Genomic DNA, 8191 nt, shown 5'->3' with positions numbered 1-8191 from the left:
GCCGATCGCCGAGCGGCAGTTCGACCCCACGATCAGGTCGCCCTCCCAGTGGCCGGGCACGGCCCGGTCGGCGACTTCCGCGGGCCGGTCACTGATCATGACCATGTCCGGGATCTTCCCCGATGGGCCCTTGGCGGTGGAGCGTCTGGGGCGGCGAACCGCCCGCCCCGTGCGCAGGTGTTGATGCAGGTCAGCGCGCAGATGACCGCGGCCCTGCACGTACAGCGCCTGGTAGATCGTCTCGGGGCACACCCGCATCTCCGCCCGGTCGGGAAACGTTGTGGCGAGGTGGTTGCTGATCTGTTCCGGGCTCCACCTCACACACAACCTCTCTTGGACCAAGGATGCCAGTTCGGGGTGCTCGAACTTGCTGGTCTTAGGCCGCCGAGCGCGCAGCTCGGCCCGCTTCTGCGCCGCGTACGGCGCGTACTTACCCCGCGGGCGCGCCCGTGTGCCCGGCGCCGGCCGCGCGCTCAGCTCGGACCCGTTACGAACAAGCTCGCGACTGACCGTCGAAGCAGGCCGGCCCAACTGCCTCGCGATGGCCCGCACCCCGGTCCCGGCCAGGCGCAGGTCGGCGATGCGCAGCCGCTCGTCCAAGCTCAGGTACCGACCCGAGGGCTCCGGCTTCGCACGCGGAACCCGCCCGCCGGTCGCTTGGCGCCACCGGCGGCCAGTTACTCGATTCACGCCGACAGCATCACAGGCTGCCTGCAGGGTCGACCCCTGGGCCATCAGCACCCAGAACCGAGCCTGAACCTCGATCATTTCCTTCTTCGAACGCATTTCGCACACCTCTCAAACTGAAGGGGTGTTGCGACGACCGATTGAACTCGCCTTCGGCTTGCGGGACGTCCGTGAGGACGGTTTACCCGACGATGCGGCTCGGCCGAGGCCGCGTGAGGTGCGAGATGCGGCGGGGGCTGTCCCGGTGGTGGTGCGGTGCGTGTGGGCCCACGATGGGGAGACCTGGGTTGATGGTGTCGCGGCCGTTCTACGAGCGGATCCGCTCCCGAACCTGCGGGTAGCGTGAGCCGAGCGGTTTCGTTGACCTGTGGCAGCAGACGAGGAGTGACGAAGGATGGACATCACCGAGGTGATCTTGCACCAGCACGCCGAGCAGCGCCGTATGTTCGCGATGCTCGACGAGGTAGACCGGTTGGACACTGCGACATTGCAGCCACTGTGGCGACGGCTGGAGATTCTGTTGGAGACGCACGCGGCTGCCGAGGAGAAATTCCTGTACCCGCTGTTGCCGAAGGTTGGGGCGGGTCACGCGGACGCCGACGCCGCAGACGAAGAGGTACAGGATGCCGTCAAGGACCACAACGAGATCCGCGCCGCCATCGGCAAGGTCGGTCGTCACCAGGTGGGCTCGACCGCGTGGTGGGACGCGGTCACCGAGACCCGCGTCGCCAACAGCGATCACATGGCCGAAGAGGAGCGCCAAGATCTTGCCGACTTCCGTCGGCATACCGACCTTCAGACCCGCCACGAGATCGCCGTGGAATTCGTGCGGTTCGAGTCTGAGAAGGCCGCCGAGGGTGTGCCACCCACGGACAAGGACCCGGACGAGTACGTCGAGGAGCGCACCTGGACCGGAGCAAAGGCCAAGGGCAGCCCCCATCGTGGCCCGCATGATGTAGGCGGATTCCAGCGAACGTATCTGGGGCCATGATGTGGGCCCCGAGTAGATGTGTTCCGCAGCGTGTCGACGTCGGCATGCCGGTCATCGTGGTCGGGCCCCGTAGCAGGTTTCCCTTTACGGGCGGCCTGGCCGATCGGCCAACGGCTGGGATGAGGCGGAACGGTCAGGGGCAGTCGGCGTTGTTCAACGCGGCTGCGATGGAGTCGATGCGGTTGCGGCGTGCGTGGTGGCGCGTGAGTGCCTGTTGCACGCTCATGCGTTCATGCGCGACTGACCACAGGTCGAGGGTCAGCGGCCTGGTGATCATGAGGCCCGGCAGCCGGTGGGTTTCTTCCCCGGTGAGCGCGATCGAGCGTGCGTAACGTTCGAGGCCTCTGCGGGCGGCTCGGGGTCCGGCCGCGAACAGTAGAAGCGCCAGCGGCCAGACCCGTGGTCCGCGTCCGACGCCGATCCAGTCGATGACCACTGGGGGCTGATCGCCTTGCGGGATGACGTTCGGTGGCGTCAGGTCGGCGTGGATCAGCGACTCGGGTAGACCAGTGGCATCGTCGGCATCGCCGAGGGCGTCGACGAGCTCAGCGACGGACGGACCGACCTCGGCACCCAGACGCAGCGCCTCGTTGATCTCGCGCGATGGTGTGGCGCCGAGTCGGTGCCAGCCGCCGCCGGGCGGCAGCTCGGCCCCGGACCTGGTCGCTAGCCGGCCAAGGAGCGCGGCGCACCATGCCACCACGAACCCCGGGCCTGGTGCCGGGGACCGTTCGATGTAGGCCGTGACCAGCAGGTGTCGGTCATCGCCGATTGGTAACACAGGATCGCCGGCCGGACACCGCTCGGCGGGAAAACGCGTACCGGCCAACCGCTGTAGAACGTGTGCGGCGGCGTCCACCGCTGAGCGCTCGACCGTGTGGTCAAAGGCCCGGACGACAAGATCCGGGCCGGACCCGGTGTGGCTCAAGCGGTACACATCGACGTCCAGCTCGGTATGCAGCGACAGAGACGGTCGACCCTGCGATGAGGCCACGGCATCAACCACCATCGCGACGTCATTCACCACATGACGGACATGCACGAGCACCAGGATGCCATTCGCGGGCGCCGTTTGCTCCCAGACACAGAACCGTGAACCCCAGCCGCGCGCGGATCTGGTTTAAGGTCGGCTAAGGGCAGGTTCCAGCCGCTGGGTGCCCAGTCGCCACGCATCATGTCGAGGGGAACCCGAAGTATCGAGGCGAGATGGGTGCGCGACGTTCTTCGACAGTTGTGATGGAGGGGACGACCGGTCCGTTCGCCACATTCCACATCAGCACAAGGACCCCGCCCCGGTCGCAGGAGGCGTGCGATCTCCGCCAAAGTGGTTTCGTTGTCGAACCAGTGGAAGGCCTGGGCCACGAAGACCGCGTCGACCGCGTCATCCGAGAGCGGGATCTGTTCCGCCGTGCCGTCGACCGCCTCGATTCCTGGACAACCCGCACCGAGCTGGCAAGGCATGCCAGGGTCCAGCTCGACGGCCACCACGTGCGGGATCCTCGAGATCAGCTGACTGGTGAACCTGCCCGTCCCGGCGCCAAGTTCGAGCGCTGTCGCCGACCAATCGAGCTCGGCGAGATCGACGACCTGGTCCGGATAGCCGGGCCGGCCCCGCTCGTAGTCCTCGTACCAGTGCCTGGCATGTCGTCTGTCGCCATGGACCCATCCTGGCTGGATGACGTCGATGTACACCGCGGACTTGCGGCCGAAGCGTTGCCCACGTTGCCCGCGACGCTTTCGATTCGGCAGATCCGGCACGTGTCGTAGGCCGATCGTCTAACGAGACGGAGAAGAGGCGGCGAAAAGCGATGGGACCGTCTCAGGGGCTTCCTGCGGAGTAGATGCGCCATGGTTGGGTGCTGGCCTGACGAACGAGTTCATATGACCACGAGTTGCCCGCGTTTACTTCGCCGCTGCCGGTGAAGTTCACTTGGGTCTGAATAGTGGACACGATGACTACCTGATGCCAGGGCCTCAAACCAGAGTCGTAGTTATAGCGTGCGGCAGCAGGACCGGCCGCGCTCCGACTGACCCGCTCGATCCGTAGATCACGGACTTGCGGTCCGTGCAACGTGTACCAGCTGGCGTAAGGGTCGCCGCCGTCACCGATGCCCAAGCGTTTGCAGGCGTCGTAGTCGCGCTCGTTAAGTGCTCGCACGTACTTCCGAACGACCTCGGCCGGCTTGGTATCGGCTGTCGGCAGACTCACGTGTTCGCGCGGCCGACCCCACAACCACAACGCACCGGTCGGGATCAGCACGACAGCGACCAGAATGGCGATCGTGATCCCCCACTTGCGTTTCATAGGGGTGAGTATCGGCCCTTTCCGACGATTGGCAGCGTGATTGGTGCATGTTTCGATAACCGATCGTCACGCGGTGCGTGACCGTACACCGATCCGCTACTGGAAATCGTCACGGTCAGTTGAGTCCTCAAGGCGGCGCGCACCTTGGTCCGCGTCGCGGAACACTGCCAGTGGCTTGCGGATATCCTCGTTGACGTCGTCAGCGCCATTCGTCACTGTCATCAGGGCGACGATGGCTTCGTCATTGCGATCTTGGTCCAGCTGCTCGCACCGTTCACACAGAGCCCAGAATGTCGGCAATGTGTAGCCCTTCCCCCAGGCGCGGTAGGCAATCTTGGCCGGGTCTAGCGGATGCACCCAACCCACATGGGCAGTCGCGCAAAACGCACAGTATTGATCAGTGCTGCTGGTCGGGGCCCCATCGACCCAGCCTTCCGGTTCTTCCCCTTCGCCGTGGTGGAACGTGCCACTGAAGGTGATGTCGTCGCTCATACGGACCACTCTCGCGCGTAGGCGTGCTCGAAGTCCCCAGATTCACCATGTCAGTTCAGCAGTCGACGGCACGCGTGCTGCCGGCCGCCACGCCCTGTCCCATAGCGGGTTCCGTATCCGGAACGATCACCGGCGACGGATCAGGTCGCCTTCGGCCAGACGGGGTCGATCATTGAGCACGCCGGCCGACGTTCCGCAGAGGGCTCTCTACGGGACACCTACGAGGGTGACGGCGTCCGTAAGCCGATCGGCCTGCGGAGCATGCCATAAGACGATCATGCGGAGTGCTTATCGAGACAGCGTGAGCATCACTCGCCGTCGATGACAAGCCTGTAGGAATTGCGGCACTTCTCGGCCAACTCCCACGGCGGGCGCCACGCCGGCTGCGGGGTGCTCATGACCGCTGCTGCTGGGACAGGTAATCGACCGGGATGCCGCGCCGTGAGGCGTAGGCGATCTCCGACTTGGTCGACTCGCCGACATACCCGTTGACGTCGAGTACGTAGATGTAGTCGGCCAGGTCGATCTTGCGCTTGTGCAACTCGTCCAGGGCGACCTCCTCGACCGAGTCGTGACTCACGCCGTCACCGTGCCGGTGCTGGGCCCTGGCGTGTGGGTAGAAACCGATGGAGAGCACGATCTCGCCCGCCATGGTCAGGTCGTAGTTGGCCTGCTGGAACTCGTCGTAGAACCGGCTCGAACCGCACAGGCACACGATGGTCGGCCGGGTGTCGGCATCGAAGATTCGTTGCAGCTCGGCGCTCATGATGTGTTCCTCTCCCCGAAGCTGCGCGGTCAATCCTTGATGGTGTCGGTCGCTTGCGACCACCGGCACCGCCAGCCAGTGCCGCCGGCGCGCACATAGGTGTCGAGATGCCAGCACTCAAGGTGGCCGCCACCTTCAGGAGTGATGAGGTCGATGACTGAGCGATATCGAACCACGGCCAGGTTGGTGTCGCCAAGCACTTCGATCGGAGTCACTGGCTCGAACCGCGAGTACCTGACTGATCCATCACAAAGGCCGCCGACGTAGGTCGACCGGTCCCAGACCGTGCCGCCCGGGCTGCATAGCAAGAAGGCCGGATCATGCAGCGACCACAAGACTGATTCATCCGCCTCGACGATTGCACGCAACCGCTCCCGCTCGACTGTCTCCAGGTCGCCGAGGCGAGATCCGCTCGTCATACCTGAAGGCTACGTGCCCGGACGCCTTCGTCTGATCGCCCCGTTCGCCGATCGGCGTGCGGTGCGGTTGAAGGCGTAAAAAGGGCGCTACTCCACCCAGCGTGAGGTGACAGCGGCTCGACGCCGCCAGGTATCGACTGCGTCGCCGTGAGGATCCCAACGTCGGCTGAAGTCTTCGAGCCATGCGCACCGCCGTTCTACTACCTGCTGGAAGCGGCCGGTCTGGTGGTGTGGCTGGTCAATGCCCGCGATGTCAAGCACGTGCCAGGCCGGCCCAAGAGCGACAAGCTCGACAGTGTCTGGTTGTGCAAGCTCAACGAACGGGGCATGCTGCGTCCCTCGTTCATCCCACCGGTTCAGATCCTCGCGCTGCGTGACTACACCCGGCTGCGTTTCGATCTGATCGGGGAGCGCACCCATCACATCCAACGGTTGGAGAAGCTGCTCGAAGAGCTGATCAAGCTCTCGGCGGTGGTAACCGACCTGATGGGTGTCTCGTCGCGGGCGATGCTCGCCGCGCTGATCGCCGGGCAACGTGACCCGCAGGCGTTGGCCGATCTGGCCAAGGGACGGCTGCGGGTCAAGCAGGCTGCCCTGGTCGAGGCGCTGACCGGCCGCTTCGACGCCCACCACGGCGAGCTCGCCAGCGTGTTGCTGGGTCAGATCGACACGCTCAACGAGCAGATCGCAGGCCTGGACGAACGCATCGACCAGCTGCTCGCCGACATGCCCGCCGCCCAGCCACCAGCCGGCGGCGGAGCCAACTCAAACGGGGAACCGGCCTACCCGTGCGCAGCGGACCGCCTGGACGAGATCACCGGCATCGGACGGCACACCCGCAGACCAACGTCGCCGAGGTCGGCCCCGACATGGGCGTGTTCCCCACCAACCCACACCTGGTCTCCTGGTCCAAGGTGTGCCCGTGCACAAGCCAGTCCGGTGCCAGACCCGCGCCGGGAAGACGGGCAAGGGCAACCGCTACCTCAAGGCCGCGCGCGGCGAGGCCGCCGCCAGTGCCGGACGCACCCACACCCGACTCGGGAACCGATACCGACGCCTCGCCCAGCGCATCGGCAAGAACAAGGCACAGGTCGCGATCACGCGCACGATCCTGACCATCGTGTGGGAAACCGCTCGCCGACCCCACCGCCCGTTACCACGACCTCGGCGAAGACTTCTACGACAAGCGAATCCAACCCGAGCGCGCCAAGCGCAACCACATCCACCAACTCGAAGCACTCGGCTACAAAGTCACCCTCGAGCCCAAGGCGGTCGCATGACTACCAGCCCAACGAACAGTTACTTTCCGGGCAGTCACCAGGTCACCGATGGGAGGTCGGTCACCGACGGCGTCGTCATCGACATGGCGAAATCGCACGTATGAACTGGGGTTCGGCGGCATCAGTTACACGACAAGGCGTGCGTTTCGGCCGAACCTGGCTCACACATTGAACCGGAACTCCACCACGTCGCCGTCCTGCATCACGTAGTCCTTGCCCTCCATGCGGGCCCTGCCGTGCGCACGAGCCTCTTGCACCGACCGGAGCTTGATCAGGTCGTCATACGAGATGACCTCGGCCTTGATGAACCCCTTCTGAAAGTCGGTGTGGATGACACCGGCCGCCTGCGGGGCGGTCCAACCGGTGTGGATGGTCCAGGCCCGCGTCTCCTTCGGCCCGGCTGTCAGGTAGGTCTGCAGTCCAAGCGTGCGGAATCCCTTGTGCGCCAGCTGGTTCAGGCCGGACTCCTCGACTCCGACCGACTGCAACAGCTCCAGAGCGTCGGCGTCATCGAGCTCGGCGACATCCATCTCGAGCTTGGCGTTCAGGAAGATCGCGTCCGCCGGGGTGACCAGCGCATGCATCGATGACTGGAACTCCTCATCGGTCAACTGGTCCTCGTCGACGTTGAAGACGTAGAGGAACGGCTTGCCGGTGAGCAGCCCCAGCTCCTTGATCTGGGTGAGGTCGACGCCGGCCGCCTCGGCCCCCGCATACAGCGTCGTGCCTGCGTCGAGGAGTTGCTGGGCGCCCTGCGCGGCCACCAGCACGGCCTTGTCGGTCTTCTTGCCCTTGACCTCCTTGTCGATGCGCGGCAGCGCCTTCTCGAGGGTCTGCAGATCGGCCAGGATCAGCTCGGTGTGGATCGTCTCGATGTCGGACGCGGGCGAGATCTTGCCGTCCACGTGCACCACGTCGTCGTCGTGGAAGGCCCGGACCACCTGGCAGATCGCGTCGGCCTCGCGGATGCTGGCCAGGAACTTGTTGCCCAGCCCCTCCCCCTCCGACGCACCGCGAACGATGCCGGCGATGTCCACGAACGACACCGTCGCCGGCAGGATCTGCTTGCTGTCGTAGATCTGCGCCAGCCCCGCCAACCGGGGGTCCGGCAGCGGAACCACCCCGATATTCGGCTCGATCGTCGCGAACGGGTAGTTCGCGGCGAGCACGTTGTTCTTGGTCAGCGCGTTGAACATGGTCGACTTGCCGACGTTGGGGAGACCGACGATTCCGATGGTTAGTGCCACGGGG

Annotated in this window: 10 protein-coding genes; 2 read left to right on the top strand and 8 right to left on the bottom strand. The window is 65.3% G+C overall.

Annotated elements, in window-relative coordinates:
* On the bottom strand, positions 1 to 786 hold a 786-nt coding region (locus FGL98_RS06750), incomplete at its 3' end, for an IS30 family transposase (protein WP_146315960.1).
* A 295-nt stretch (positions 787 to 1081) separates the two neighbouring features.
* On the opposite strand from FGL98_RS06750, the gene FGL98_RS06745 reads away from it, so the two are divergent.
* Positions 1082 to 1678: a hemerythrin domain-containing protein gene (locus tag FGL98_RS06745; protein ID WP_146315959.1), complete on the top strand. Its 597-nt coding sequence runs from the start codon at positions 1082 to 1084 to the stop codon at positions 1676 to 1678.
* 133 nt (positions 1679 to 1811) lie between these two features.
* Here FGL98_RS06745 and FGL98_RS06740 read toward each other — a convergent pair whose 3' ends face one another.
* The 6 genes from FGL98_RS06740 to FGL98_RS06715 all read right to left on the bottom strand — a co-directional run bounded on the left by FGL98_RS06740 (position 1812) and on the right by FGL98_RS06715 (position 5660).
* On the bottom strand, positions 1812 to 2720 hold the full coding sequence (locus FGL98_RS06740) for a phosphotransferase (RefSeq protein WP_146315958.1): 909 nt from the start codon (positions 2718 to 2720) through the stop codon (positions 1812 to 1814).
* A complete protein-coding gene (locus FGL98_RS27060) occupies positions 2699 to 3370 on the bottom strand; it encodes a class I SAM-dependent methyltransferase (RefSeq protein ID WP_425460984.1) in 672 nt (223 codons plus the stop codon). The genes FGL98_RS06740 and FGL98_RS27060 overlap by 22 nt, the downstream gene beginning before the upstream one ends.
* A 127-nt stretch (positions 3371 to 3497) precedes the next feature.
* On the bottom strand, positions 3498 to 3983 hold the full coding sequence (locus FGL98_RS06730) for a hypothetical protein (protein WP_146315957.1): 486 nt from the start codon (positions 3981 to 3983) through the stop codon (positions 3498 to 3500).
* A 96-nt stretch (positions 3984 to 4079) separates the two neighbouring features.
* Positions 4080 to 4475, bottom strand: a complete 396-nt coding sequence (locus FGL98_RS06725; RefSeq protein WP_146315956.1) for a hypothetical protein — start codon at positions 4473 to 4475, stop codon at positions 4080 to 4082.
* A gap of 394 nt (positions 4476 to 4869) precedes the next feature.
* The gene (locus FGL98_RS06720; RefSeq protein WP_146315955.1) at positions 4870 to 5241 is read right to left on the bottom strand and encodes a hypothetical protein; all 372 of its coding nucleotides are present in this window, start codon (positions 5239 to 5241) and stop codon (positions 4870 to 4872) included.
* A gap of 29 nt (positions 5242 to 5270) precedes the next feature.
* Positions 5271 to 5660, bottom strand: a complete 390-nt coding sequence (locus tag FGL98_RS06715) for a nuclear transport factor 2 family protein (protein ID WP_146315954.1) — start codon at positions 5658 to 5660, stop codon at positions 5271 to 5273.
* 147 nt (positions 5661 to 5807) lie between these two features.
* On the opposite strand from FGL98_RS06715, the gene FGL98_RS06710 reads away from it, so the two are divergent.
* Positions 5808 to 7112 (top strand): IS110 family transposase, encoded by a 1305-nt coding sequence (locus FGL98_RS06710; RefSeq protein ID WP_186526017.1) that lies wholly within the window; start codon positions 5808 to 5810, stop codon positions 7110 to 7112.
* On the opposite strand, the gene ychF is transcribed toward FGL98_RS06710, so the two are convergent.
* Positions 7102 to 8187, bottom strand: coding sequence for a redox-regulated ATPase YchF (gene ychF, locus FGL98_RS06705; RefSeq protein ID WP_146315952.1), 1086 nt, complete (start codon positions 8185 to 8187; stop codon positions 7102 to 7104). The two genes, FGL98_RS06710 and ychF, sit on opposite strands and share 11 nt — an antisense overlap.
* Positions 8188 to 8191 lie beyond the last annotated feature (4 nt).

This window comes from Leekyejoonella antrihumi, assembly GCF_007845645.1.
Classification (GTDB): Bacteria; Actinomycetota; Actinomycetes; order Actinomycetales; family Dermatophilaceae; genus Leekyejoonella; species Leekyejoonella antrihumi.
This window is presented reverse-complemented; position numbering and strand designations above follow the sequence as displayed.